This is a genomic window from Terriglobales bacterium, from assembly GCA_035561515.1.
In the GTDB taxonomy this organism is placed as follows: domain Bacteria; phylum Acidobacteriota; class Terriglobia; order Terriglobales; family Acidobacteriaceae; genus DATMXP01.
Genome location: DATMXP010000001.1, coordinates 30,765 through 57,066 on the forward strand (window position 1 = coordinate 30,765; position 26,302 = coordinate 57,066).

Below are 26,302 nucleotides of genomic sequence, written 5' to 3' on the forward strand. Positions count from 1 at the left end.
ATGCAGCACGAAAGTCGGGCGATCCTCACGAAAGTATAAACCAGCAGCTGTCACAGACAGGAACAGTTAAGGCTTATTGCGGAGAGATCGCGGCGACCGTCCTGACCGTGTCGTTCACCTTCGGGAGGACGACGAAGGTTGCTTTCTCGTGCGCAGCCCGTAGTGCCCGCTCCACCGCATCTGCCAGCACCGTCTGGAATTGTCCGGTCAGCAGGTTGATGTCCAGCATCAGGTTGCGGTCGCTGTGTCTGCGGTGCACGGTGAATGTTGCCTGCTGCCCGTGCTTGGCAATGAGGGCCAGCGCAAGCTGCCAGTGGGCGTCGTCGTTCAGGGGCGCCGAGCCTTTGCGCCACTCGAAGCTGTATTGGCCGTTGTAGCTTTTCTTCAGGGCTTCGGGAATTTCAGCATGCTCCGTCGGACGAAAGGAGAGCTCAAACCCATCGAACTCATTTCCTTCGAAGGCCGACTGCAGCGTCAAGCAGATTGAGTTCAAGTCGTTTGCCGAACTCAGGTCCTCAGTCGCTCGCCGGATTGCGAGGTTATTCACGATCACCTGTTTTTGTTCGACAGTCCGCTTGGCCGTGCGACCCAACTCCGCGAATTCGTGGTAGCCGAGATGCTGCACTCCAAACACCATCAGCACCCCTACCACCACCAGCACAACACCCAGCGAACTGCCCGCCGGATACAACAGCAGGCTCAGCAGTCCTAGCAGTGCCGAAACTCCGTACAGCATCACCACGGCCTGCTTGTGCGAGAATCCGCGCTTGATCAGCTTATGGTGGATGTGCTCACGGTCGGCCGTAAACAGCGGTTGCCCGCTGAGGAACCGCCGCGTCACCGATAGAAATGTATCCAGCAGCGGCAATCCAAACGCCAGCACTGGGATGGCCACCGCCACTACCGTCGTACCTTTTTGCGCTCCGGCCAGCGAAACGGCGCTGAGCATGAATCCCAGGAACAGGGAACCCGAGTCGCCAAGGAAAATCGTCGCTGGGTTGAAGTTGTAGCGGAGAAATCCCAGGATCGCCCCGGCCAGCGTAACCGTCATCACCGAGATGAAGGCGTTGCCGGCGAACATCGACACCACAAAGACCACCAGCGTGGAAAAAAGCGCCGACCCCGCCGACAGCCCATCCAACCCATCGATCAAATTAAAAGCATTCGAGATCAGCAGCACCCACAGTACAGTCAGGACCGCCGATATCACGCCGCTCAACTCCTGATAGCCCGAGACGATCGGGAAGAAGTAGATCCTTATGCCGCCGTAGTAGAGCAGAAGTCCGGCGATTACCTGAACCCCGAACTTCACCCTCGGCGGTAGGGATTTCAGGTCGTCATAAAGCCCGAGCACAAACATCAGGCACGCCGGCGCCAGCACCGCGAAAGTCGTGTACAGTCCGAAGCCAGTCACGTGACCGCGCAGTCGCCAAAAGGCTACGTAGCTCACCGCCACCACGAGAAACGAAATGCAGATCGCTACGCCGCCCAGGCGCGGAATCGGGCTGGAGTGCATGTCACGATTGCGCGGGGTCGTGCACGTCCAGCCAAAGCGCATCGCCGTGTTGCGCACGTAGTGCGTAAGCACTGAGGACAGCAGCAACGCAGTGATGAAAAGTCCCAGTAGGTACACGAAGCTGTTCCTGCCGGCCTATTTGGTTCCCCAACCGCGACCGACGTTGATTTACTCAGCTTCTTTCGTGAGTGACTGAACTATAGTCATCACCTTAGAAGAGGAGCAATCTGTATTAAGCATGACGAATCAGGCTAGCTAACGCATGTGATGTATAGGTGGAATGGCAGGAAAAAATGAGGTCAGAAATGTCAAAAAGGGAAACTTAGCAATTCAGATGCCGAGCTTTTTCACTTCTTCGTTATAGTACTTGCGGTAGAGAATATCCCACTCTACGCTGCCCTCGGTGATGGTTCGCCGTTGGCTCTCGATCTTCTGGCGCGCGGCCGCGTCGATCTTCTCTTCTTCCTTCAGCAACTCTTCAAGCAGACGGCGGACTTCCAGCCGGATGGTGTTCTTGTCCTCAATGAACTCGATGTCGTCCATTTGCGCCAGGCCCTCGGCCACAGCTCGAGCCACCACATTTACTTTGTCTCGGGAAAGCCTGCTCATAGCACCGCCTTGTACTTGCGCACGAGTTCGTTTTTTACCTTCTTGAACATCTCCTGGTAATTTGCGCCTGATTTTTGCATTTCGTTCGAATAGGCTTCCAGGATTGCTCGAACTTCGTCGTTGATGCGGTCTTCGACGGTCAGTTCATCGAATATCGACTGGTTAATTTTCTCAACCACGGGCGCCTGGTTCGGCGCCTCGATGAACTCGCCTTCGATCAATTTCTTTGTTAGCTGACGGGCCAAGTACCCGACATATTCTTTCGAGAAGAGCATGAGTGATCGGAACCACGTACCAAACCGTTTAGTTTAGCATACCGAACTTCGCTACCGGGTGCCTCACAGATTAGCCACTCTCCGTGCGCTTTTTCGTATGTGTAGCACCTTCGCTGCCTTGGCCACCACGTCGCCGGTTGAGTCTACGATCTCCACCCGAAACGTCGGTTCAGCCTTCTCAGCCGATTCCAGCGAACCTCGAATCTCATCAAGTTGCTCCTCGGTTATTCGGAAACTCGCCTTTACCGTCCCTCGTCCCGGACGCTTGAAGTCGATCGTCGCAGATTTGTCCCACACCACGTACCCACCGCCGAGATTCTCAATCAGCATCAGCATGTAGAAGGGATCCACCATCGAATACAGCGACCCGCCGTAGTGCGTCCCCACGTAGTTCCGGTTCCACCAGTGCGACCTCAGTTCCACATCAACTGCCCTCCAATCCGGGTCAAGTCGAGTGACTCGTATTCCCGAACCTAAGAATGGAGGCCACAGGTTCAACCAGCGCCGGATGTGGCGCTTCATAACGATGTGCATGATGCCATCATGGCACCGAACGATTGTTTCCCCAATCCCTGCTCCACCGGCGTTTCCAAGGGGAGTATCATAAGAACACAGTACCCGGGGTGGGACGGAACGCAATGCAGGACGACCTGACTACAGTTCGCGACGATATGACGGCCTTTATCGAAGGCCACGGCATGCAGCGTTACCACGGCTACGTGAACGAAGACGTGCAGTCCGTCATGTGGGACTTCCACGAGAACAATGACACGTGGAAGGACTTCGTTGAACTTGCGAAGCACAGCGGCGCGCCATTCCTAACCATGAATTACGTCACACTTGACCGGGAAGATGTCGATTTTCTCGTCGAGCGCCTTCGCGGTGCGCCCTATGCCAGCGAAGAAGATGTAGAAGAAGCCCGCTGGCTGCGCGCCTACATCGACAAGACCGGGTTCGTCCAACTGGGTTTTCCGTTCCAGGGAACCATGTTCATCTGCGAACTTTCCACCGAGTGGTACGACCGGTACCAGCGGCTGCTCGACATGGCGGAAGATCTCGGCGGCATCACCTACGAAACCGACGATCAGGACGACGAGCACTAACCCCAAACTTTCAGCCTGATGAGTGCCTTCGACACATTTGTGTTTATGGCCGCCGTAATCAGCGGCGCTATCGCCTCCCTGGCTGGCTTTGGTATCGGTAGCGTCCTGACGCCACTGATCGCAGTTCAACTCGGAACTAAACTCGCAGTTGCTGTAGTTTCTTTTCCTCACTTTGCGGCCACTCTTCTTCGATTCCTGATGATTCGTCAGCATCTCGACAGCCGGGTTTTCGTCACGTTTGGCGTCGCCAGTGCCGCCGGAGGCCTGACCGGTGCTTTGCTGAATGCACGTTTCGCGAGCGCAGTTCTCGGATATGTGCTGGCATCCTTGCTTGTGTTTGCCGGAATTTCGGGACTTTTCGGGATAAGTCAACGCATGCGCTTCGAGAAAACAACGGGCATTGTTGCCGGCGCGCTCTCCGGACTTTTCGGCGGACTCGTCGGCAACCAGGGTGGCATTCGTTCCGCCGCCTTGATGGGTTTCAATCTTGAGAAGCAGGCCTTCGTTGCCACGGCAACTGCAGTCGGCCTTGTGGTTGACCTCTTCCGGATGCCTGTGTACATCGGCACCCAATCGACGGAGATCAAAGCACACGCATTCTTGATCGCCGTGGCATCCGCAGGCGTCCTAATCGGAACCATCTTCGGCAAGCGCCTGTTGCAGCGGATCCCCGACCGAACCTTCCGCATCGTGGTCTATCTTCTCGTGCTTGCCCTCGGTGTTTCCATGTTCGTGAACCCTGCGGGAAAGTAAGGAGCTATCTGGCTGCTCCGACCACGTACTCCTCCCATCTCCAGCCCGCCGTCCGAACGCCGCGACAATTTTTCGTAATCCATGTATTGCGTGGCTGTTGATTTAGGCGACGATTGCGTTCCAGGCACCCAACGAATAATGTAGCTGTTGATGCGTTGGGCCCTTCGTAATGCCGATGAAGCCGTTGTCCGGACACTTACCACCGAGCTGAAACTGTCCCCCATTGTGGCAAGGCTACTCGCGGCCCGCGACATCACCGCTCCGGAAAAGGCGCAGAAATTCCTTCTGCCTATCCTCTCGGATTTGCACTCGCCTTACCTGATGCTCGGCATGAAAACCGCCGTCGAACGCTTGCAGAGTGCCATCGAAAACCGCGAGCCAGTCCTGATCTATGGGGACTACGACGTGGATGGGACGACTGCCGTCGTCATCCTCAAGACGACAATCGAAATCCTCGGCGGAATTACGCACTTTCATGTGCCTCATCGCATCCGCGACGGCTACGGCATGAAAGAAGACGTCATCGAACGCGCCGCCGCCGAAGGTGTCAGGCTCATTATTTCCGTCGACACCGGCATTCGAGCTTTCGCTGCCGCTGAAACTGCCCGGCGTGTTGGCGTTGATCTGATCGTTACCGATCACCATCTTCCAGAAACGCATGAAGGCGTTCCGCATGCCCTCGCTGTCCTTAACCCGAATCAACCGGGATGTGAATATCCGTGCAAGGAACTCTGCGGTGCTGGCGTCGCGTTCAAGGTTGCGCAGGCCCTGCTGGAGGCTGCCGGACGCGACCGTCTTCTCCCGTCGTTTATCAAGTTGGTGGCAATCGCCACCATCGCCGATGCGGTTCCGCTGATCGGCGAGAACCGCATTCTCGCCAAGATCGGTCTCAAAGGACTTCAGGATCCGCGCAACATCGGACTGAAGACAATTCTCGAGATAGCTGGTGTCGACATCTCCCGGCCGGTTGGAACCGGCGAAATCGCCTTCCGCGTCGCACCCCGTCTCAACGCCGCCGGACGAATGGATGTCGCAGAAGATGTCATTAAGCTCTTCAGTGTGAAGGACCCAGCAGAGGCTCGCGCTATCGCGCAGAAGTTGCATGACCTCAACGGCGACCGGCAGGCCGAAGAAGCTCGGATTCTCGAGGAGATTCACGCCGCTCTCGCCGCGAATCCCGAAATGCGCGACGCCTATTGCATTGTCGTCGACGGTGATGGATGGCATCGTGGCGTAATCGGGATCACGGCAACGCGAGTTGTCGAAAGATATTGCCGTCCTGCCATCGTTCTTTCCCGCGATGGCGAAGACGCCCACGGCTCAGGTCGCTCGATTCGCGGCTTCCATTTGCTCGACGCTCTCGAATCGTGCCGCGAAGTGTTTACCCGCTTCGGGGGACACGCCCACGCCGTCGGCCTTGGCCTGCCCTGCGAACGCATCGCGGAACTCCGCAGTCGTCTCGATGCCTATGCTCGTGGACGGCTCACGCCCGAAGACTTCATTCCTGTGCTCGATTACGACGCTGACGTAAATCTCAACGAAGTCTCCGAAACTCTGTACGACTCGATCCAGCAACTTCAGCCATTCGGCATGGGGAATCCCGAGCCGGTTTTCGGAGCGCATGGCATCAATGTTGTGGTTCCGCCGAAGGTTTTAAAAGAGAAGCACCTGAAGCTCAGGCTTGCTCAGCAGAATGGAGGCGGCCGCCAGAAGTCCTGGCAGGCGATGGCTTGGAGGATGGCGGAAAGATTGGCGACAGACCCTATCGTTGTCGGGGACTCAATCGATATCGCCTTCACGCTCGAGCACAACGATCATCCGGATTTTGGCGGACTCGAATTTCGGCTTTGCGACTTCCGCCGGACCGCCGTCGCCACCGCTCAATAACCGCTACGCGGCAGCCTGGATCCGCCGCATCAGGTCCATCTGTTCGTCTTTGTTTTCCGCGCCGATCGTGAACGCGTCCAGCAGTCCAAGACTGAGCGCGTACTTGATGGCTTCATCCTGACGCTTTCGCAGTGCACCGGCGCCCAGGATTTTCATCCCCACCAGAGCCTTGCCATTCTTTTTGAATTCGCGCATCACGCTGACTACCGTGTCCGGGTCGGCGTCCATCTGCGCGCCAGCCGGATTGATGCGCACCAGATCGAGGTCAACCCACTCCGATCTTGCCGCTGTGCGTAGCGCTGCAATCGAGTGGCAGGATACCCCATGCGCCCGAATAATGCCCTTCTGCTTTGCCTCGGAGAGCACATCCATGATGCCGCGATAGCGAGTCGTCCAGTCGCCGTCGGTGACGAGGTGGATCAGCATCACGTCGATGTAGTCCGTCCCCAGCTCCCGCCGGAACCGGTCCAGGTCGGCGCGCATGCCTTTCGGGTCGCGTGACATCGATTTGGTCAGCACCGTCACCTTGTCGCGCTTCACGTGCTTCAGGGTCTCGGCTACTCCCGGGTGGCTGCCGTAGGCGTCGGCGGTATCGAAGAAGCGAAGCCCGTTCTCGTAGCCGTTCAGCAACAATCGTGAGAGAGTCTGCACGCCCTGGTCGGTCTGGTGCGAGTGATTGCCAAACCCGAAGGTTCCGGTTCCCATGGCCAGGCGGCTGGTCTGGATGCCGGTTTTGCCGAGCGTGACCGTGTCGGATCCGTTGAACCTGCTGGGCAGGGACATTGCTTTGGAGGCGAGAAACGTGGCGGCAACAGCCTTTGCAGAGTGGGCGAGGAATTCACGACGTCGCATGTCTTCTCCCGGGTCCGACCAGTATAAGCCGCATTCAGAGCGCACTTGGCCCGGACGAGTAGTTAGACGGGACGAACTTCGCCTGGTCAACTTGCCCGGCATGTCGGGTTGCCCAGCAGATTCCAGCAGGTGCGGCCAACTCCATGGAGGGGACCGTAGCTCAAACCTCGTAACACGGTTGTTTAGGAGCGAGGCATGAGTATCTTCACCATTCTGTTCATCGTTCTGCTGATCGCCTGGATTCTGGGATGGGGCGTGTTCCACGTTGCCAGCGGGCTTATTCACCTGCTGATCATCGCGGCCGTCGTGTTCCTGATCCTGCACTTCGTGCGCGGCGCCAGTAGGGCGGTCTAGCGAATCACGTCAGGCCGATACAGAAGAGGGAAGAACTGTCCCTCGAGGTTTTGGCCCTTGGGGATCGCCGGCACGCCTTCGAGCAAGGGCTCGTCGGAGTCGGAGCGAACCCCATCGAGCACGACGTTAATGACTGCGGCACGGCGCGGACGGTCGGTACTGTTCGCGCCGGACCCGTGCATCGTTCGTGCGTGATGGAACGAGCTGTGTCCCTTCTTTAGCTCGGCGCAGACCGGGTTGAACTTCTCCCGAATCTCCTCGGGAAGTACCTGCTTAATCGCATCAAGTTCGCCGGTTAGAACCGGCTTGGGCAAGTCAGGCCATTCGTGACTTCCGGGAACATACTGCACGCAGCCGTTGTCGGGCGTCGAGTCGTCGAGGCCAATCCAGCAGGTGAGGTGCGCGAGCGGCCTGGTGCGCGTCCAGTAGGAATAGTCCTGATGCCAGGCGACAACGCCGCCGTGATGTGGCGGCTTTACGAATAGCTGGTCGTGCCAGAAGCGAACTGCGCCTCCGAGCAGTTGCGACGCGGGAACCAGGAACGCCGGATTCCAGAGCAGGTCGTGGAACGCGGGGCCGACGCGCCATGCGCCGAGCGCATGGAAGAGGATGCGGTCGGGATCGGCAGATTCGTTGGAGTGGTATTCGTAGAAGAGCTCGCGCGGAGAAGTTGGGTCCATCATGAGGGCGAGCTCGGAGCGGAGAGCTTCGATCTGCTCGTCGGTGAGCATGCGAACGCCGGTGAGGAATCCGTTTTCGCGGAAGGAGCGAACCTGCTCGTCGGCGAGCCGATATTGCTGCCAAGCGTCGGCAGTTGCGGGCTGCGGGAAGAGCGAAGTTATGGGGCGATGGTAAAGAGACAGATCCTGCACGAGATCAGTATCTCAGACAGGTGAGCGTTAATCGGCGGCCATTTCGGTTGGAGGCTCGGCGTCGAGCCACGGAGTTTCGGCATTGCTCTCGCGGGCGCTCGCGTTGAGCGAGGCGAGCTCTTGCTCAAGCGCGAGATAAAGCATCTCGACTTGTCTGCGGGTATTCTCCGACGTGACGCTGCTTTCCATTAGTTCGAGCAAGGCCAGACGAACCCTGTGCATCTCCCTTAAAGCACGACTTACTGACACTGCGAAAACCCCAAGCAGGATTGCTTTTTGTGAGAATTGAATTACAGGTAAAAGGTTGCTGTGAGTATTCAAAAAACGAATTGAAGAACACCCCCACCCCCACCCCCTCCGTGATTAGAAAACAAAGCACTTGCACGACAGACCATGAAAACAAAGGACTTATAAGTTGATGATTCTACATCGCTTGCGGGACGGATTTGAAAACAAAGGACTTAGGTGTCAGCCTATAGTCCCAGAGCCTTCAACAACTCCATTTTCAGGATAGCAATTCGGGTGGGGGGAACATGCCAAGGTTTTGAAGTTTATATTTGCCGTTGAATCAGCAACTTACATGAAAACCAGGGCGGGGACCCCCTTGACAACGGATTTTCCAAAACGGGCCGCGGGTGGCGCGGATTGGGCGGATGTGCGCGGATAAACCCGACCGGCGGATGGGGCGGATGGGGCGGATGGGGCGGATAAAGGCGAGGGATTAACGAGTTTTGGGGCCAGACGGCGGATGATCGTTTTGACGACGCGGGGGCGACAAGGCGGTTGCGGCAGCGCCGCGACGGCGAGCGGCGTATGCCCTGACTCTGAGCAGGAAGGACCTTCGGCGCAGGTTACGGGAGGCGTCCCGGAGAGCGCTTGAGGCCGACTTGAAATGGCCGACAAGCGGTTTCATGGGCGTAATTATAGGACGAATCCGAGCCGCAGGCGGCGGAAACGAGCATCCAACCAGAAATGCCAAGGCCGACGATACTAGTTGCGGAGCGGGAGCCCTTCCAGGCGCTGTCGGCGAGGAAACTGGTGCTGGAGACGGCAAAGTTCAACGTGATTACGGCGCACAGCACGCAAGAGGGTCTGGACCTGTTCGCGCAGTTTCCGAAGGTTTCGATGGTGGTGATGGTACAGGACGAGAAGATCGATTGTGAGCGAATCGCGCGGACGATCCGGGAGGCGTCGCCGAAGGCGCCGATCGTGGCGCTGAGCCCCTCAGTGGGAGCAAGGTGCGACTGGGCGGATACGACGCTCTCAAGCCACGATCCGGAGGCGCTGGTGAACTTCGCGCGCTCGCTGCTGGGTGACCCGAGGAACCTGGAATAACCGAGTCCTGAAATTGCGCTACCGCAAGATACTCGACACAGTATGGATGAACTGCGCCGGATCGGAGGATTCCACGGCGTAGTTTGCTTCCGGCAGTTTGTCCTGACCGGTTGTGATCAGGCTCAGCACGGGAGCGTTGGAGTGCTCGCGAAAACACCTGATTACGGCACGCTTCTCGTCGGCGGGGACCGAATGGCCGATGACGAGTAAATCCGCGGTCTCGCGACAGGACTGCAATGCCTCAGAGCGTCCAAGGGCGGAAACCACACGACATCCCAGATGCCCGAGAAGTATCTGACGGGTCAGTGAAAGGGAAGGGTTCCAAGAGACACAGATAACCCGTTTGCCGAGGTTGTCGCCTTTTAAACGCTCCATGGTTGGCACATTGTAACGCGGCAGTTTGCGCTCTGGATGGGCATTTTCGTTATCACCCGGATAAATTTCACCTTGGCTGGGTTGGGCCGACGAATTCTTCCCGAAGGCGGCAGCCGATGTCTCCAGCGAACTTACTGGTTCGGCTTGGCCGCGCGCCAGGTCTCAAGGTCTTGGATATCAGTTACGGAAATGCGGCGCATATAGCCGCACGGGCACTCGGAGACTATCTCCTGCGCGATGCGGGGGGGTGGATCGGACGAGCGAAGGACCGCGACTCTTTTGTGACAAAGAGGGCACGTGTAACCGACGAAAACGAGTTCGGGAGGCATTGGGGACCAGCTTGGGCCTAGGAGTTTCAAGCAGAGTATCACGTTATTGAGGTGGGTAGAGGCGCTATTCCATGCCAACCGGGCAGTTATGAAGGGTTATGGAACCCTTATAAATGCCGGAGCCGGCCGGCCAGTCGCGGAATTTCGAGGTTAACTGATAACTCCAAGGGTCGAACTATTTCCGATGGAGATCGATTTTGCGATAGAGCAGGCGTTCCTGGCGGATGTGCAGCTCGCCGGTTAAGCGGTCGCCGTTGAGCACGAACGTCCAGTCGTCGTCGGCGCGATAGTTGCAGGAGAGAACGTTCTTCGCGTCGTCGAAGGTGCAGCCGAGGGCACCCATGAATTGCTTCTCGCCATTCACGATCTTGTAGGCGTCGATCTTGAGTTTGCCGCCGGCGTTCGGGTCGGGAGCGATCTCGTATATAACGTGCTCGTTATGGCAGGGTGAATCGGGCACGGTGCATAACGACTCGCCTTCCCACGTACCGGTTACGGGCGAAGGCTTGTTGGCGGCGACGAGAGAAAGCGACCAGAAGAGGAGCAGAAGCAAGCGGAGTCTCATGGCGTGAGAGTATGCAGGATCGATTGCGATGAGGGAAGACGCGTGGGTGAGGGTGAATCGACCCTGCCGGGTTTCGGATTCAGTGGACTCCCAGGTTAGCGTCCAAAAACGGACGCGAACCTGGGGCACGGGAACGGTTGTGGTTGCACCGGTACGTGGGTTAACTGTCCAGTGGTAAACCCGCATGACGAGAACACGTTCGTTACTGACGTCAATTCCTCACCCAATGTTCATGCCGATCTTGCACGCCTTAAAGATGTTTCCAGAGAACAGATTAGAACGAATGTTTGAACCCTTTGGACCGAGGTCGAGCAGTTCTCCATTGGGCAGATAGGTTCGCAACGAGATGTCGATCTCCGCTTCTGCTTCCAAACGTTTGCGGATGTCGAGAATTGTTATACCCGAATCCTTATCCGTGAGGGTAAATGAGTCTGCTGTTCCCTTAACCTCGTATAGGTCTTTGTCTTGCCCGTAGAGATTGTTCTTGCGAACAGAAGCGATACGTTGGCCAGTACTGTCATGTATGTCGAGGTCAACAGCTAGATATCCATCCTCTTGTCTGAATACGTTGATCAGAGGACGATTTTGATATGCGATTATGGTCGGAGTATCAATAAAAGTATTACCGCCAAGCCTGATGGTGAACTGTTTTTCCTTTAGCCACATAGCGCATGGAATTGTAGTACGTGAGTTGCTACCGTAGGCGATTGTAACTACTTCGTTGTCAGACGTAAGGTATGACGCGAGGGAGTATCCATAATTTGGGTACATCACATCGCTCGACGAATTGGTTGGCGACATTCCTGACACGAGGAGAGAACTCAGATTTGCCCCTTTCAGCTGAGTACCCTAAAATAGAGGTATGAGTTCCCGCCTAAGTGTTATTGCCCAACCTTGTCCAGTGTGTCGTGGTCGTCGTACGGATTCGAATGGCCGGTTGTGTCCGGCGTGCCACGGAGCGGGCGAGGTAACGGCAGAGTCGAAGGGATCGCTGCAGTTCAGACAGAAGTAGCGGACAAGAGTGACTGGTCCACAGGACTGTTCAGGCCCATAGATAAAGGTAGAGGCTGGAGTGTCTGTTTTACACAGGCACAAAGGCGGCGGACAAGAGTGTCCGCCCTAGACGAGACATCCCCCCACACAAGCTGAATTTGTCTCTGGCTGATATTGCGATTCGGCGAATGTCATTTCACTCTGAGACAAAGCGCTGATCTTCTTTTTATCTCCCTTTCCTCTAAGTCTCGATAATTCAGCAACTTAAGTCATCTGGCAAAGCCTGGCGGATTTTGGTCGGGCGCTTGCACCTTTATGTTTCGCCTCTTTGCGTCCGTATGGGCGAAGCGGCCGGAGACCGAAGGTGAGCCAGTTAACAGTATTGATCTTCACGGACGACCCGGAATTCGCGCACATGATCGTGGCGCGGTGGCAGACGGAGCGTACGGTACCGAGCTTCCTGATCAGCAGCGAAGCCACGTGGGAGAAGGACAAGGGAATCGACGTCGACCTGGCGATTGTGGGTCCACTGGAAAGCGACAACCCGGTGGAAGCGCTGAAGCGGATCGAGTATGGGTTCCGTCCGACGCTGTACGTGGCGTCGCGGGTGGCGAATGCGGTGAGCGTGAAGGCCGCGCATCCGCGGGTGCTGGTGCTGAACGACTACGAAGGCTGGGTGAACGCCGTGGTGCTTCTTGCGGGAGAAGCGCTGCGCCGGGTGGATGCAACGATTCGGGCGAAGAAGGCGGAGCAGAGCGTGTCGGCGGCACAAAGGCACGCGATGCTGGGCCGGTACATGCTCGACATGCGGCACAGCCTGAACAATGCGTTGACGTCGATTATGGGGAATTCCGAACTGCTGCTGCTGGAGCCGGGGAAGGTGTCGGCGGACGTGCGGGAGCAGATCGAGACGATCCATAGCATGTCGATGCGGGTGCACGAGATCATCCAGAGATTCACGTCGCTGGAGACGGAGATGAGCTTTGCGGACAGGCAGTCTCAGCATGAGATGCCGGTAGGGATGCACAGCTTCGTGAGTGGCGACTGAAACTGAGACGAATAACGTAAACGTTTGAAAACAAAGTGGATTTAGTTGAGACAAAAGACAGGGCGAGGCTGTGGATTGGTGGGGTGATTGCACCTTGTCTCAGGTTTGAGGTTAAACGGTGTCGCTGAAGAAGGTATTGATCGTCGATGACTCGCTGGCCGAGACCCGGTTGATGCAATCGGTGCTCGAGCAGGCCGGCTACTGGCCGGTGGCATTGAACGATCCAACGCGACTGGAACAGATGTTGGAGATGGAGCATCCGGGATTGATTCTGCTGGATGTGGTGATGCCGAACCGAAACGGCTTCCAGGCGTGCCGCGATCTGAAAAACCACGAAGAGTTCAGCAGGATTCCGATTGTGTTCGTTACGTCGAAGAACACACCAAGCGACAAATTCTGGGCAGAGCGCCAGGGTGGCGATGGATTCATCGGCAAGCCATTCACGGCGCAGGAACTGATTTCTGAAGTACGCAAGTTTTTGTAAGCGATGACGCAGGATCCACAACTCGAAGCGAACGCGCCGGACGGAGGAGAAGTTGCCGTCGCAGAACAACTGCCGGAACGGCAGTACTGCGTGTTTCGGTCGGGAAGAGAACGCTATTGCCTGGCGGTGCTGGACACGGAAGAAGTGGTGGAGTGGCCGTTGGTGACGAGGATCCCGCTGGCTCCGGCGTTCCTGATGGGAGTGTTCAACCTGCGCGGGAAGATTGTGCCGGTGATTGATATCGCGTTCACGGAAGGGCATCGGGCGGACCTGACGCCGAAGCACGTGGTGGTGGCGCAGCTTCCGGCGAATGACGAACGTGACGAGATCAGGATTGGGATTGCGTCCGATGAAGTGATTGGGACGTATACGACGACGGAGCCGTTGTTGGTGGATGAGGCTCCGCAGGAAGTTCCGCACTGCTGCGGGATGTTGAGATTTGAAGATCGGTTGGCGCTGGCGCTGGATCTGAAGCTGGTGGTTGAGAGCTTTCCGGTGCCGACAATTTAGTAGTGAGTGGTTGGGAGTCAGTAGTCAGGAATTTTGGGGCTGGCGAGTTGGTTGGGCCAGCTACCGGAGGAAGTCATGAAAGGTCGGTTGAGTTCGACCGTATGGGTTGTGCTGGCGTTGAGCCTGGGCGTGATGGCCCTGGCGTACAGCGCGGGCGCGAAATCAGGTGGCGTTGGCTTGCTGGAAGGCTTCGGCACGGCGGGTGGTCCGATGTTGGTATTCGCCGGGCTGCTGGCGATTGGGGCGGGCCTTTGCGCGATGTTCGTGGGCGGCGGGGGATCGAATTCGCACCTGGAATCGTTTGCCGAAAAGCTGGCGGCGGGACAGTTCGATTCGCGGCTCGAGAGCTCGGGTCCGCTGTCGGAGAGCCTGAACCGCGTAGCCGAAAGGCTGCAGCGGTCGACCCGCGACCAGGCGGCACAGGAGTCGTTGCAGAGGAGCGTGACGGAGTTCCTGACGATTGTGAGCCAGATCGCCCGCGGTGACCTGACGCTGCGCGGGAAGGTGACGAACGACGCGCTGGGCAACGTGGTGGACTCGGTCAACTACATGCTCGACAACTTCACGAAGGTGCTGGAGCGCGTGCGGAAGGCGGCTATCGACGTCCAGACGAGCGCGAGCGACATTCTGATTTCGTCGGAAGAGATGGCGAGCGGTGCGAACCAGCAGGACCAGGAAATTACGAATACGTCTTCGGCGGTGGAAGAGCTGACGGTGTCGATGAAGCAGGTGTCGAACAACGCGGAAGCCAGTGCCGAGGCGGCACGGCGCGCGTTGGATGCGGCGGAGCAGGGCAACCGCTCGGTGCGCGACACGCTGGAAGGCATGCAGAGGATTCGCGCGTCGGTGCAGGCGACGGCGAAGAAGATCAAGTCGCTGGGCGACCGGTCGCTGGAGATTTCCGACATCGTGAAAGTGATCAACGACATTACAGAGCAAACGAACCTGTTGGCTCTGAACGCCGCAATCGAAGCCGCGCGAGCCGGTGAAGCCGGCCGCGGTTTCGCGGTGGTCGCGGATGAAGTCCGTAAGCTGGCGGAACACTCGCGGACGGCGACGAAGGATATTTCGGCGTTGATCAAGTCCATCCAGGCGGAAACGAATGAGGCCGTCGTGGTGATGGAAGAAGGCACGAAGGAAGTGGAAGTCGGAGCAAGGCTGGCGGATCAGGCCGGTAAGGCGCTGGAAGCGATTTCGAGCGTGGTACGGCAGTCGGCAGAACTGGTGCAGGAGATTTCGTTGGCGTCGAAGCAGCAGGTGCGTGGCACGGAAGGCGTCGCAAACGCGATGCAGATTATCTCGGCCATCACGCGGCAGACGTCGCAGGGAACAAGGCAGACGGCCCGCACGGTGGAGCAGATGGTGAAGCTCTCCGAGCAACTGAACGAAGCGCTGTCGCAGTTCAAGGTCTCGACCAACGGCGCGACTCCCGCGGCGGCAGCAGTGGCCGTAGGCGGGCGCGAGTTGGTTGCAGCCGGAGCTGTGAAGCAAGGAAATGGAAACGGAAGCCGCTATTAACTTGCAGTGACGTTGGATGGCCATGAGTGTTGTGACCAATTTCGATATGGGTTCGAACCTGACCGAGCATGAGTTGGGTGAGATCGCCGCGCTGGTGGAGAAGAGGTCGGGAATCCTGTTTGACGAATCGCGCGAGCGGTTCTTCTCGACACGGGTTAAGGAACACTTTCTTTCGAAGCGCCTGGCGCGGGGCAGCGACCTGGTGCGGGTAATCAAGAGTTCCAACGTGGAATACGAGTCGCTGCTGGAGCGGTTGCTCACGCAGGAGACGTCGTTCTTCCGGTATCCGGATGTATTCGACGCGATGGAAAAGAAGGTCTTGCCGGAACTTCACGTGAAGAAGTTCTGGGAGAACCCCCGAAACCTGCGCCTGTGGTGCGCGGGATGTTCGACGGGGGAAGAGGCGTATTCGATCGCGATCACGGTGGCGGAGTCGCTGGACTTCGCGGAAGCGTGGAATATCCAGCTTCTCGCCAGCGATATCAGCCGGAAGGCGTTGCAACATGCGGAGCGTGGCGTTTATTCGCGACGCGCATTAGGCGAGTTGCAGCCAAAGCAGATCGAAACATGTTTCGCGAAAGTCGGCGACCAGTTCATGGTGAAGCCGCGCCTGCGGAACCTGGTGACGTTCCAGCAGATGAACCTGGTGGAGACAACCTATATAGGTCGATTCGACGCGATCTTCTGCATGAACGTGCTGATTTATTTCTCGGAAGAGAAGCGGCGCGAGGTGATCCAAAGGCTGTATGAAGCGCTGGATCCGGGCGGGTACCTGTTCCTGGGCCACGCCGATTACCTCGGCAATGCGGGAGTAAAGCTGGAAACAATCGTTCACAAAGACGTGCGACTGTACCGCAAACCGATACAGAGTTCGAGGTACAGCAGCGCGAGTTCAGGAGAAGAGCAACAGTGAGTTCGGCCGGACCGGACATGAGCGAAGTCTTCCTGCTGGAAGCATCGGAACACCTGCAATTTTTGCGCGAGTACTCGAGCATCTTGCAGGATCCGTACCCAGCGGCGGAAGACCTGGAGCGTCTGTACGTCGCTGCCCACACACTGGTGGGCTCGTCCGGACTGTATGGATTTCCACGACTGGCGGAAGTCGCGGGCAAACTGGCGCACATCTTCCAATACGTACTGAACGCGGGCATCAGCCAGGAATCGGCCAGCCCGCTGGTTGAATTTATCTACGAAGCGATCGCGACGCTCGAGTCCGACCTGCTGATGATCAGCGCGAACGGGATCGAGGCGGAAGAAGAGATCGCCGCATTCAAGCAGAAGTATCCGTTTGCGTTCTCCACCGAACCAGCGCTCGACGAGAACGCTGCGCAAGACGCGGCGTCCGCACAGGCGACCTCCGATCAACAAAGTGCGGAGGACGGAACGGTTCCAAGTCGCACCCCCGACGAAACTCGCGTCGAGCATGAAGCGCCCGCAAGCATTCCGGACCTTGAGCCGGATATGGAAGTTCCGGCGGAGGTGCTGGAGTTCTTCGTTCCGGAGGCGGAAGAACATTTACAGATCATCACCGAGTGCCTGCTGGCGCTTGAGGCAAACCCAGACCAAGAAAATATCCATCGCTTGTTCCGCGCGATGCACACGATCAAGGGATCGGCAGCACAAGTCGGGTTACAGCGAATTTCGCGGGTTGCGCACCGGGCAGAAGACCTGATTGGAAGACTGCGTGATGGCGAGTTGCAGCCGAGCGCTTCGATCATCGATATCTGCCTCGAGTCGGTGGATACGCTCAAAAAGTTCCTTTACTCGCAGTGGAACGACGAAGCGACGATGCAAACGACAGTTAAGTCGTTGCTGACGCGCATTGCGAAACTCGCGCCCGAAGAGCAGGAAGAGGGCGCAGCGCCGAAAGCGATTCCGATGGCGGCGCAAGCCGAACAGAGTGTTTCGGCTGCAGAAGAACAAGTTGCGGGGGTTTCTGGCGATTCTCCCGATCTCTCGACCACTCCCAGCCTCGATGAAAGGACCATTGAGGAAGGGGCAGCATCCACCCAACTCGAATCCGAACCGGCCGAGACACCGGAAACGGTGGTGGCCAAGAAGGCACCCACGGCAACGCCGCAGTCGAAGTCGGTTCGTATTTCCCTGGAACGCCTGGACCGCATGATGAACGCGGTGGGCGAGTTAGTCATCAACCGCACCCGCATGCTGGGCCGTGTGGCAGAACTGGAACGACTGGCCGACGTGCTGAACTTCTCCAAGGCACGCATGAGCGACAAGATCGGCGAGTTCCAGGAGAAGTACGAGTTCAACCAGATCCCGAGTCCGCGGCAATCGCGCGGACCACAGCCGTTTACGCCTTCGTTTGGAAGCCCGTTTGGGTCGCCTGAGAGCAGCTTCGGTGGTACACGTGACCCCTTCCCATTCCGCGGGGGTTATTCGAGCTACTCGCATGGGTTCGATCCGTCGCTGGCGGAGTTCAGCGAACTGGAGATGGACCGTTACGACGAGTTCAACATCCTGTCGCGGTCGCTCACGGAGATTTCGGCTGATATCACCGAAGTCCTGAGCCAGCTTGACGGATTCGTCCGCAAGGTGGACGGAGACATCGATGAGTTCACGAAGCTTGCGCATCGTTTGCAGGATGAAATCACCCAATCGCGCATGGTGCCTATCGGCAACCTGTACACGCGAATTGCGAGAACAGCACGCGATGCGGCCAAGGCTTCGAACAAGCTGATCGAGTTGCAACTGGAAGGCGCCGAGACCGAACTCGACAACAACATCATCCAGCAGATCGGCGATCCGCTGCTGCACCTGGTGCGGAACGCGGTTGCGCACGGCTTGGAACGTGCCGACGAGCGCTACGAAAACGGGAAGCCGGATCACGGCAACCTGTTTGTGCGCGCGTACCACCGCGGCAACCATATCTATATAGAAGTAGAAGACGACGGCCGCGGCATGGATTACGAAAAGATCCGCGCGACCGGAATCGAACTGGGCTTAATTACGGCGGACCAGGCAGCGCAGATGGACGAGCACTCGCTGCTTGAGTTGATTTTCCACCCGGGATTCTCGACGGCTCCCCGCAAGACGGAACTTGCCGGACGGGGTGTTGGCCTCGACGTGGTGCGTGCCAATGTGGCTGCCCTCAACGGCGAGATCGAGATCGATACGCAGAAAGGCCTCGGAACCCGCTTCACGCTGAAGGTTCCGCTGACGCTGATCATTTCGCAAGCGCTGTTCGTGCGCTGCGGCGATGCGCAGTTTGCATTCCCGCTGTCGTTCGTGGAAGAGATCCGGCGGATCAGCGATGCGGAGATCGAAGAAGTTGGCGGCAAGCTGCTGACGAAGGTTCGCGATGTCGTCACCGAAGTGGTGCGACTGGATAAAGAGCTTGGGCTGCCCACGATCCAGGCGACGAATGGGTTCTATCGCCTGGTGCTGGTGAACGTCGGCGCGCGGCAGGTTGGCATCGTGGTGGAAGAGGTCCTGCGTAAGGACGAAATTGTTATCAAGAACCTCGGCGAGTATCTGCGGAACGTGAAGCTGTTCCCGGGAGCGACGATTGCGCCAGATGGCAAGCTGATCATGCTGGTCGATGTAAACCGGCTGGTTGCGGGCGAAGCGGTAGAGAAACGTCCATTGCTGCTTTCGAACGCGATTTCACGAATGTTTGCGCCAGGAGCTTTGGCGGTTGCGGCAGGCACCATACCGCCGGCTGCAATCGTGGATGTGGCACCGGAGAAAGTCATCGTGCTGGCCGACGACTCCATCAGCGTACGCAAGTTCGTGGGACGCATGTTGGAGAAAGCCGGTTATCGCGTGAAGCTGGCCTCCGACGGATTGGAAGCGCTGGAGATTGTTTCGCAGGGCGGTTGCGACCTGATTATCACCGACCTGGAAATGCCGCGGACGAATGGTTACGAGTTGATGATGCACCTGCGCCAGAACCCGGCGGTGGCGGCAATTCCAGTAATGGTTGTGACGTCGCGAGCGGGCGAGAAACATCGCGACCGTGCCTTCGCGGAAGGCGCGCGCGGATTCCTGGTGAAACCGGTGCAGGAAGATCAGTTGCTTGAGGCAGTAGGAAAGTTGATTGGCGGAGCGTCGCGACGCGCAGAGATTGCGGTAGCGGCGAATGTGAACGCGTAGATGATGCAAGCCGGACAACGCGTGCGAGTGCTGATCGTGGACGATTCCACGTTCATGCGCAAGGTGCTGCAAAGCATTCTAGCGACGGACCCGCAGATCGAGGTGATCGGCGAAGCTCGCGATGGCAGGGAAGCGATTGCGATGAACGAATCGCTGCGTCCGGATGTGATCAGCATGGACATCATGATGCCGCACGTAGATGGGTTGCAGGCGACAGAACAGATCATGGCGCATAACCCGCGCCCGATCGTGATTGTGAGTTCCGAAGCGAAGGAAGGCGCCGAAGCGACATTACGCTCGCTGGAGTTGGGCGCGATCGATTTTGTTCCGAAGCCGAGCAGCGGTATCGACCTGGACATGAACAGCATTCGTGATGAGATCTGCCGGAAGCTGAAAGTAGCAGCGCGAGTGCGAGTTGTGCGAAATGCGAGGAATGCAGGCGTGGAGAAAGCACGCGGAACGTTGGCGAACAGTCCGTATGTGAAGGCAGCGCCGTCGAACGGAAACGGAAATGGCACGCAGGCGAGCACCTCGTCGGGCGGAAACGGGTCGAGGCATCCGCTGGTGGTGATGGCGGCTTCGACGGGCGGTCCGCAGACATTGATGCAACTGGTGCCGGCGATTCCGAGAGAGTTCCCCGGATCGTTGATCCTGGTACAACACATGCCCGGCACGTTTACTACACAGTTCAGCAAGCAACTGGCCGAAGCTGCGCAGGTGCGCGTGAAGGAAGCGGAACACGGCGAAGAGTTGCAGCCGGGAACGATATATGTGTGTCCGGGATCACATCATCTGCGCGTGACCGGAAGCGGACGGATCGACTTGCATGAAGGCGAGCGGATCGATGGATATCGTCCGTGCGCGAACGTGACGATGGAATCGGCGGCGGCATTTGCCGGCCCGATGTGCGTGGGCGTTGTGCTGACCGGAATGGGCGGGGACGGCGCGAAAGGCGTACAGGCGGTGAAGGCAAACGGCGGATACGTGATCGCACAGGATGAGAGTACTTCGGTGATCTTTGGCATGCCGGCCGAGGCCATTAAAACTGGGGCCGTAGACCAGGTGCTGGCGATGGAGGCCATCCCGGCGGCGATTGAGAAACGGTCGATGTACCTGATGGGCGCGTCGAAAGTAGGGGCAGTGTGAGATTGCATCGTCCCAATCGAAAGAGAGTGAAGACCACACCTGGGCAGCAGGTGATCCTGTTCAAGGTGGATGGCACGACCTTTGCGATTGCTGCATCGTCGGTAAATGAGATCCAGAGTTTAGAGGACCTGAAGTCGCTGGGAACGGCGGGCCGGCGATTCGGCAAAGTACATCACACGGTGGAGCGCGATGGCCGCAAATACTGGGTGGTGGATGCGAACATCCACTTTGGCCTGTTGCCGACCCACAGTTCGCGTGTGTTGCTGCTGGCGGAGTATCCGGTGGCGGTGAAGGTCGACGGTATCGATCGCATGACGGAGATTGCGCGAGTGCTGCCGTTGCCGCAGGCGTTTAAAGGCGATGAGTGCAGTTGGTACCTGGGGCTGACGCTGATTGAAGGACAGGTCATTCCCGTGGTGAATCCGGCGGCGTTCCTGTCGAATTTCGAACTGGGAGCGCTGGAATCCATGGTGCCAACCGGGGCGAATGAGTTTTCGGGAGCGATGGCATGAGTGCGGCGCAAGATCAGTTCGTGCTGTTTCCGCTGGGGAAGAAGCGCTTCGCGCTTCCAGCGGAGCGAGTCACGGAACTGGCGCGCATGGATCTGCTGCATGAGTTTCCGAGCAATACGCCGCTGGTGAATGGAGTACTGGTGCGAAGGGGAGAACTGATTCCGGTATGCGATGTGGCGCAGGTGCTGGTTGGCGCCGACGCACCGGTGCGGAAGTTCTACCTGATCGCAAAGAGAAAGTTCGAGAAGGCGGAAGAGAGATCGGCGATTCCGGTGAGCGGCGATTGCGAATTGACGTCGAGCAAACTGCTGCCGCCGACCGGGAAACTGGCTACGTATGTGGCGGGATTGCTGTCGTTGCAGGAAGAGATCGTTGAGGTTATCGACCTGGAGAAGGTGATGTCGGAGGTGGCGCAATGAACACGGCCGCGGCAGCCATCGGGAAGCTCCTGGTGATCGACAGCAACGTTCTGTTTGCGAAGCGATTGTCGACGGCGTTGCGCGACCAGGGGTTTGATGTTGTGCATGCGATGGATGCGCCGTTCGCGCTGACGATGCTGGAATGGGACACGCCGAACCTGATTCTATGCGCTACGAACCTGCGCGAGATGAATGCGTTCGACATCGTGCCGATCCTGCACCAGGACCAGAAGACGGCGCAGATTCCGGTGATCGCGATTGGTGACGATGGCGAGCAGGGATTGATGGCGGCGTATCGGGCCGGTTGCGACGATTGCGTCAGCCGCCAGCAAGGCGCCGAGGCGATCGCGAACCAGGTAAGGCAGTTCCTGCGGAGCCGGGAAGAAGGATTCCATCCGACGCAGATGCTGGAGAGTTCGTTGACAGCACTGGAAGGGAATTTGTCGCACCTGGACTTGCCGGGGGTGATCCAGATGCTGAGTCATTCGCGACAGTCGGGATCGCTGCATATTAACTCTGGCGATACGGATGGAGTAATCGTCTTCGACAATGGGCAAGTTACGCATGCGGAGGCGAATGATCAGGTAGGCGACGATGCGGTGATCAAGATCGTGAAGAACTGCAATCGTGCCGAGACGGGTGTGTACAAGTTTGTTCATGGGTTTACTCCGGCGACGAGGACCGTGATGTGTTCGGCGACCGAGCTGATGTTGCAGGCGCTGCGGGAGATCGACGAGGACGGCCGGGGAACGGATGAGGTGCTGTTATGACCGCGCCGATCGTGTATTTCATCGACGACAGCGCAACGATGCGCGAGGTAATCAAGATTGCTTTCCGGCGCGAGAACATCGACGTGGTGGCTTGTCATGATGGTGACAGCGCGCTGGCGCAGATGTCGCAACAGCGTCCGGACGTGGTGATCACGGACGTGATCATGCCGGGCAAGGATGGCTACGAAGTCTGCCAGAGCATCAAGCAGAGTCCGGCACTGGGTGCGACGCCGGTGGTGCTGATGTCCGGCGTGGTGAACAAGCAGGTGGCGGAGAAGGCGTTTGCGGTGAAGGCGGATGAACTCATCCGGAAGCCGTTCCAGCCGGGAGATCTGATTGGCCGGGTCAAGCAACTGCTTAGCAACAAAGGGATCAAACAGGCTCCGGCGGCTCCAGTGGCGCCGATCAGCCAGCCAGTGCCGCAGGTCGCTCCGACACCGGCAGCGCATGCACCGATTCCGGCGAATACGGCGGCGACACTGAGCAGCATCTTTGCGTCGGCGTCGAAGCCGAATGGGAATGGCGGGAATGGACATTCGTCGCCGATGAGGTTTGGGAATGCAGCTCCGGCGGCGACGGCTGTCGCAGCGCCTGTCTCAAATCAGGCGTCGGCGTCTCGAATCGCAACAGGCGGGGCGGATGTGGCGAAGCTAAAGATAGAGATCTTAAGGCTTGAGCATCTGGTCAAGAAATTGCAGTCAGAATTAGCAGCCGAACGCGAATATGCGCGGGCTCTTGAAGAGCACATCAAGACGCTGCAAGAGAGCGAGTAGGCGAAGAGTTTGGGCCGAACACGAGGGTGAGTTGCAGTCAGGGCCGAACCAAGGGAGAGTAGTGGGTCGAACCTAAGGGGATCTCGAGCACGACGGCGAGTGCGCGCGCACCCGCCGTAAACTATCTAGCACGTTTGTGCCGCGGCAGTATTGCATAGGCGGCACCTGAAAGGCGTCTAGCAGTTGGAGACGCCTTTTGTGTTGTTTACATCAGAATTCCTGTTTTTCATCCCTGATACATAGTGACGTTCGAGCCGGATGGTAGTCCAATATCCGCGAGGAGCCAGACGATGATTCGACGTGTGCTTTCTTCCTTGTTTGTTGCCGTATTCATTTCAACCGTATTTGCCGCGACGCCGGCGCCTCAGAATGTGGATCTGACGGCACCCGATGGCGTGAAACTAAAAGCTACTTATTATCCAGCGGGCAAGGCGGGCCCCGGTGTTTTGCTGATGCACCAGTGCAACCGGGACCGGAAGATGTGGGCCGATATCGCTCCGAAGATGGCTGAGGCCGGCATGAACGTGCTGGCGCTCGACTTCCGCGGATTCGGTGAAAGCGGAGGCACGAAGTTCGACCAGATGCCGCCCCAGGAGAGAGGGCAAGCGGTAACGCAGGTGTGGCCGAAGGATGTGGACGTTGCGTTCCAGTACCTGATCTCGCAGAAGGGCGTAACGAAGACGGTCATCGGTGCGGCGGGCGCGAGCTGCGGTGTGAACCAGTCGATCCAGTTGGCGAGCCGGCATCCGGAGGTGAAGTCGCTGGTGCTGCTGTCGGGAAATACCGATGCCGATGGGCGGCGTTTTCTGCGTAATGCCAAGGACCTGCCGTTGTTCGGGTCGGCGGCGGATGACGACGGTGGTGCGGTGGAAATGATGCAGTGGATCCTGAGCTTGTCGCCGAATCCGGCCAATACGTTCCAGCGGTATGCGACAGGCGGGCACGGCATCGAGATGTTTGCGCCGCATCCGGACCTGACGGATCACGTGCTGAACTGGTTCAAGACAACACTGATCAAGACCCCGGGCAAAGCCCCGGAGAACAAGAATGCCAGCTTCCGCGGCGCGAGTATCCTGGAGGCGATTGATTCGGCGGGAGGCCCGGCGAAGGCGGCAGAGATGCTGGCGAAGGCGAGAGAGAAAGATCCAAAGGCCAAGCCATTTCCGGAAGCGGTCGTCAACCTGCTGGGGTACGAGCATCTTCAGTCGGGAGACGGCAAAGGCGCCATTGAGATATTCAAGCTGAACCAGCAGGCGTATCCGGATTCGGCGAACGTCTACGACAGCTTGTCTGACGGATACCTCGCTGACGGGCAGACAGACCTGGCGTTGCGCAATGCCAAGACCGCTCTGAACATGCTGGAAAAAGATACGACTACTCCGGAAGCAACAAAGCAAGCCATCCGGCAGAGCGCAGAGCAGAAGATCAAACAGATCAGCAGCGGGCAATAGAGCTTAGAGAGCGCTGTAAAGTCTGCGATCCCAAACCAAAACGAAAGGGGTGCTGCGGCACCCCTCTTGTTTCCTTGTTGAGTCTGCGATATTGAAATCAGCCGCTTTTTTGCAAACCTTAATGTTGGCTTTAGAGCCGCAAAAAGCTGATTTGTTCCATTTTCGTAACAAGTTTCAGATTATCTGCCGTTCCAGAAAGCGCGGCCGATCTACGGAAGCGGATAAAGAGTTCCGCTTCCGCAGATCGCATCTCTCCTTCTTTTAGCTCACACCGTAAGTGCTGGTGTCGGACAAGTGTTCTTCCGTGAGTGGAAGTAACTGATCCGATAGGCAAAGGTATTGGTTGCGAGCACTGCCGGGAGTACTATCGGGGCGATGCTGGACTCGAAAACACTCCGTTCGCCTACTGTCGGAGTTACCGCATGAACGAGAACCGCAGCAGCAACGAGGTCTGGACTCGAACTAAATACGTGTACGACGGCGACGGCAACCGCGTGAAGAAGAACGCCGGCGTGCTCTACTGGGGAACAGGGCCACTTGCCGAAAGCGACCTCGCAGGTACCATCACTTCCGATTACATCTACTTCAACGGAAAGCGTATAGCTCGGGTTGACCCCAGTTGCTGCGGAGGCCAACCTGCCTACCGCTACTACTTCTCCGACCACCTCGGCTCCGCCAGCGTCGTCACCAACGAGACGGTCTGGACGATCCTAGAAGAGTCCGACTACTACCCCTATGGCGGCGAACGAGTTATCGTCGACAACGACCCCAACCACTTCAAGTTCACCGGCAAAGAACGCGATACCGAGACCGGCCTCGACTATTTCGGGGCCAGGTACCATGTAAGTACGGTGGGACGATTTCTCAGTCCCGACCCCGGAAATGCGAGTGCTGAACAAGGTGACCCGCAGAGCTGGAATGGATATGCCTATGCTGGAAACAACCCACTTACCTTCACCGATCCGGATGGAATGAACTACAAGGTCTGCGACAATGAAGGAAAGAACTGTGCAGACCTAAAGGACGAGCAATTTCAGCAGTATTTGAAGGATAACGACAAAGTTAGCATAACCGCTTCAGGAAAACTTGAGATTACTCTTCCCGATGGTGCTAAGCAGACAATTGGCACCGCTACATACTACAACGAGAAAATACCGCAGATGTTCGACTCAGTTGAGCGCATGGCGGGCTTGCCCGTGCGGGCAACTGCTGCGGCCACAATGACTTTCGTGCAAATGGCTGGACCGGGAATATTGAATGCATCCCGAGCAGGCTTGGAATTCGGCAGTATCGGGATCTCGAGAGCGGGAGAAGTGCTTAACATACTTCAAAAAGCTCGGAGTGTAGTCGGAAATCAAGGTATCACAGTAAGTAGCCGGGAGGCAGCAGAGCAAGCTGCAAAAGAATGGGTTGGGCAAGGGGCACGCCCGATTACTGATCGAGTCACCGGAAAGGTAGTCGGTCAAATCAGCGCTGACGGCACAAAAGTCGCTCGATACACAAGCGCGCATACGAAAGGCTATATCAACCTCGTAAACAAAGCCACTGGCGGCAATCTTCATGTGAGGTGGTAAAGATGACCCAGCAAGAACTGGAATGTCTTAAGTCCAACGTCGGGCAACTTGTCGAGATCAGAACTCGGCAAGGGGAGCACCTTCTCATTAAGCCGATCTCTATTTTTGATAGCGAATCCGACCCGGACCTTTTTTTTTGGGATGTAACTGCGGACGCGGATAAACC

The 26,302-nt window shown here is 57.6% G+C and carries 28 protein-coding genes; 18 read left to right on the forward strand and 10 right to left on the reverse strand.

What is annotated here, in order from left to right:
* Positions 1-73: 73 nt before the first annotated feature.
* From VN577_00105 to VN577_00120, 4 genes are all read right to left on the reverse strand, one after another.
* Positions 74-1,633, reverse strand: coding sequence for an MraY family glycosyltransferase (locus tag VN577_00105; protein HWR13198.1), 1,560 nt, complete (start codon positions 1,631-1,633; stop codon positions 74-76).
* A gap of 213 nt (positions 1,634-1,846) precedes the next feature.
* The gene (locus VN577_00110) at positions 1,847-2,125 is read right to left on the reverse strand and encodes a DUF507 family protein (GenBank protein ID HWR13199.1); all 279 of its coding nucleotides are present in this window, start codon (positions 2,123-2,125) and stop codon (positions 1,847-1,849) included.
* Positions 2,122-2,400 (reverse strand): DUF507 family protein, encoded by a 279-nt coding sequence (locus VN577_00115; protein HWR13200.1) that lies wholly within the window; start codon positions 2,398-2,400, stop codon positions 2,122-2,124. The genes VN577_00110 and VN577_00115 overlap by 4 nt, the downstream gene beginning before the upstream one ends.
* 63 nt (positions 2,401-2,463) lie before the next feature.
* Positions 2,464-2,934, reverse strand: a complete 471-nt coding sequence (locus VN577_00120; GenBank protein HWR13201.1) for a DUF4442 domain-containing protein — start codon at positions 2,932-2,934, stop codon at positions 2,464-2,466.
* A gap of 104 nt (positions 2,935-3,038) precedes the next feature.
* Between VN577_00120 and VN577_00125 the strand changes: the two genes are divergently transcribed.
* The 3 genes from VN577_00125 (at position 3,039) to recJ (ending at position 6,143) form a co-directional block, all read left to right on the forward strand.
* Positions 3,039-3,503, forward strand: coding sequence for a hypothetical protein (locus VN577_00125; GenBank protein ID HWR13202.1), 465 nt, complete (start codon positions 3,039-3,041; stop codon positions 3,501-3,503).
* Between the two features lie 18 nt (positions 3,504-3,521).
* A complete protein-coding gene (locus VN577_00130) occupies positions 3,522-4,256 on the forward strand; it encodes a sulfite exporter TauE/SafE family protein (GenBank protein ID HWR13203.1) in 735 nt (244 codons plus the stop codon).
* Positions 4,257-4,406: 150 nt separating this feature from the next.
* On the forward strand, positions 4,407-6,143 hold the full coding sequence (gene recJ / locus VN577_00135) for a single-stranded-DNA-specific exonuclease RecJ (protein ID HWR13204.1): 1,737 nt from the start codon (positions 4,407-4,409) through the stop codon (positions 6,141-6,143).
* A gap of 3 nt (positions 6,144-6,146) precedes the next feature.
* On the opposite strand, the gene VN577_00140 is transcribed toward recJ, so the two are convergent.
* Positions 6,147-6,995, reverse strand: coding sequence for an aldo/keto reductase (locus VN577_00140; protein HWR13205.1), 849 nt, complete (start codon positions 6,993-6,995; stop codon positions 6,147-6,149).
* 195 nt (positions 6,996-7,190) lie between these two features.
* Between VN577_00140 and VN577_00145 the strand changes: the two genes are divergently transcribed.
* Complete coding sequence (locus VN577_00145) at positions 7,191-7,349, forward strand: lmo0937 family membrane protein (GenBank protein HWR13206.1); 159 nt, start codon at positions 7,191-7,193, stop codon at positions 7,347-7,349.
* On the opposite strand, the gene VN577_00150 is transcribed toward VN577_00145, so the two are convergent.
* Entirely contained in the window at positions 7,346-8,221 is an 876-nt protein-coding gene (locus VN577_00150; GenBank protein HWR13207.1) for a phytanoyl-CoA dioxygenase family protein, read from the reverse strand. The two genes, VN577_00145 and VN577_00150, sit on opposite strands and share 4 nt — an antisense overlap.
* A 27-nt stretch (positions 8,222-8,248) precedes the next feature.
* A complete protein-coding gene (locus VN577_00155) occupies positions 8,249-8,443 on the reverse strand; it encodes a hypothetical protein (GenBank protein HWR13208.1) in 195 nt (64 codons plus the stop codon).
* Positions 8,444-9,193: 750 nt separating this feature from the next.
* Between VN577_00155 and VN577_00160 the strand changes: the two genes are divergently transcribed.
* Complete coding sequence (locus VN577_00160; GenBank protein ID HWR13209.1) at positions 9,194-9,556, forward strand: hypothetical protein; 363 nt, start codon at positions 9,194-9,196, stop codon at positions 9,554-9,556.
* Between the two features lie 18 nt (positions 9,557-9,574).
* Here the strand turns inward: VN577_00160 and VN577_00165 are convergent, their stop codons facing one another.
* From VN577_00165 to VN577_00175, 3 genes are all read right to left on the reverse strand, one after another.
* Entirely contained in the window at positions 9,575-9,931 is a 357-nt protein-coding gene (locus VN577_00165; protein HWR13210.1) for a hypothetical protein, read from the reverse strand.
* 504 nt (positions 9,932-10,435) lie between these two features.
* Positions 10,436-10,813: a hypothetical protein gene (locus tag VN577_00170; GenBank protein ID HWR13211.1), complete on the reverse strand. Its 378-nt coding sequence runs from the start codon at positions 10,811-10,813 to the stop codon at positions 10,436-10,438.
* 231 nt (positions 10,814-11,044) lie between these two features.
* Entirely contained in the window at positions 11,045-11,491 is a 447-nt protein-coding gene (locus tag VN577_00175; protein ID HWR13212.1) for a hypothetical protein, read from the reverse strand.
* A gap of 691 nt (positions 11,492-12,182) precedes the next feature.
* Between VN577_00175 and VN577_00180 the strand changes: the two genes are divergently transcribed.
* The 13 genes from VN577_00180 to VN577_00240 all read left to right on the forward strand — a co-directional run bounded on the left by VN577_00180 (position 12,183) and on the right by VN577_00240 (position 26,136).
* On the forward strand, positions 12,183-12,866 hold the full coding sequence (locus VN577_00180) for a histidine kinase dimerization/phospho-acceptor domain-containing protein (GenBank protein ID HWR13213.1): 684 nt from the start codon (positions 12,183-12,185) through the stop codon (positions 12,864-12,866).
* Between the two features lie 118 nt (positions 12,867-12,984).
* On the forward strand, positions 12,985-13,350 hold the full coding sequence (locus VN577_00185) for a response regulator (GenBank protein ID HWR13214.1): 366 nt from the start codon (positions 12,985-12,987) through the stop codon (positions 13,348-13,350).
* Positions 13,351-13,353: 3 nt separating this feature from the next.
* Positions 13,354-13,860, forward strand: coding sequence for a chemotaxis protein CheW (locus tag VN577_00190; protein HWR13215.1), 507 nt, complete (start codon positions 13,354-13,356; stop codon positions 13,858-13,860).
* A 75-nt stretch (positions 13,861-13,935) separates the two neighbouring features.
* On the forward strand, positions 13,936-15,378 hold the full coding sequence (locus tag VN577_00195) for a methyl-accepting chemotaxis protein (GenBank protein HWR13216.1): 1,443 nt from the start codon (positions 13,936-13,938) through the stop codon (positions 15,376-15,378).
* Positions 15,379-15,400: 22 nt separating this feature from the next.
* Positions 15,401-16,291 carry a protein-glutamate O-methyltransferase CheR gene (locus VN577_00200; GenBank protein ID HWR13217.1) on the forward strand — a complete coding sequence of 297 codons (891 nt, stop codon included), beginning with the start codon at positions 15,401-15,403 and terminating at the stop codon, positions 16,289-16,291.
* Positions 16,288-19,491, forward strand: a complete 3,204-nt coding sequence (locus tag VN577_00205) for a response regulator (protein HWR13218.1) — start codon at positions 16,288-16,290, stop codon at positions 19,489-19,491. The genes VN577_00200 and VN577_00205 overlap by 4 nt, the downstream gene beginning before the upstream one ends.
* The gene (locus VN577_00210) at positions 19,492-20,637 is read left to right on the forward strand and encodes a chemotaxis response regulator protein-glutamate methylesterase (GenBank protein ID HWR13219.1); all 1,146 of its coding nucleotides are present in this window, start codon (positions 19,492-19,494) and stop codon (positions 20,635-20,637) included.
* A 26-nt stretch (positions 20,638-20,663) separates the two neighbouring features.
* Positions 20,664-21,149: a chemotaxis protein CheW gene (locus tag VN577_00215; protein ID HWR13220.1), complete on the forward strand. Its 486-nt coding sequence runs from the start codon at positions 20,664-20,666 to the stop codon at positions 21,147-21,149.
* Positions 21,146-21,568 carry a chemotaxis protein CheW gene (locus VN577_00220; protein ID HWR13221.1) on the forward strand — a complete coding sequence of 141 codons (423 nt, stop codon included), beginning with the start codon at positions 21,146-21,148 and terminating at the stop codon, positions 21,566-21,568. The genes VN577_00215 and VN577_00220 overlap by 4 nt, the downstream gene beginning before the upstream one ends.
* Positions 21,565-22,338, forward strand: a complete 774-nt coding sequence (locus VN577_00225; protein HWR13222.1) for a DUF4388 domain-containing protein — start codon at positions 21,565-21,567, stop codon at positions 22,336-22,338. The genes VN577_00220 and VN577_00225 overlap by 4 nt, the downstream gene beginning before the upstream one ends.
* Entirely contained in the window at positions 22,335-23,111 is a 777-nt protein-coding gene (locus tag VN577_00230) for a response regulator (GenBank protein HWR13223.1), read from the forward strand. The genes VN577_00225 and VN577_00230 overlap by 4 nt, the downstream gene beginning before the upstream one ends.
* 290 nt (positions 23,112-23,401) lie before the next feature.
* A complete protein-coding gene (locus VN577_00235) occupies positions 23,402-24,562 on the forward strand; it encodes an alpha/beta fold hydrolase (GenBank protein ID HWR13224.1) in 1,161 nt (386 codons plus the stop codon).
* A 422-nt stretch (positions 24,563-24,984) separates the two neighbouring features.
* A complete protein-coding gene (locus tag VN577_00240) occupies positions 24,985-26,136 on the forward strand; it encodes an RHS repeat-associated core domain-containing protein (protein ID HWR13225.1) in 1,152 nt (383 codons plus the stop codon).
* Positions 26,137-26,302: the final 166 nt, after the last annotated feature.